General features: G+C 50.3%; 1 rRNA gene. It reads right to left on the reverse strand.

What is annotated here, in order from left to right:
* A 16S ribosomal RNA gene (locus tag LPAF129_RS11040) occupies window positions 1–668 on the reverse strand; the annotation flags it as partial.

Genomic DNA, 668 nt, shown 5'->3' on the forward strand with positions numbered 1-668 from the left:
ATTCTGATCTCTCAGATGGTCAAAAGATGTCAAGACCTGGTAAGGTTCTTCGCGTTGCTTCGAATTAAACCACATGCTCCACCGCTTGTGCGGGCCCCCGTCAATTCCTTTGAGTTTCAATCTTGCGATCGTACTCCCCAGGCGGAATGCTTAGTGCGTTAGCTGCGGCACTGAAGGGCGGAAACCCTCCAACACCTAGCATTCATCGTTTACAGCGTGGACTACCAGGGTATCTAATCCTGTTCGCTCCCCACGCTTTCGAACCTCAGCGTCAGTTACAGACCAGAGAGCCGCTTTCGCCACTGGTGTTCTTCCATATATCTACGCATTTCACCGCTACACATGGAGTTCCACTCTCCTCTTCTGCACTCAAGTCTTCCAGTTTCCAATGCACTTCTTCGGTTAAGCCGAAGGCTTTCACATCAGACTTAAAAGACCGCCTGCGTTCCCTTTACGCCCAATAAATCCGGACAACGCTTGCCACCTACGTATTACCGCGGCTGCTGGCACGTAGTTAGCCGTGACTTGCTGGTTAGATACCGTCAGCGGAATAACAGTTACTTTACTCCGTGTTCTTCTCTAACAACAGTGTTTTACGATCCGAAGACCTTCTTCACACACGCGGCGTTGCTCCATCAGACTTTCGTCCATTGTGGAAGATTCCCTAC

It is taken from the genome of Ligilactobacillus pabuli (assembly GCF_022836475.1).
Lineage (GTDB): Bacteria > Bacillota > Bacilli > Lactobacillales > Lactobacillaceae > Ligilactobacillus > Ligilactobacillus pabuli.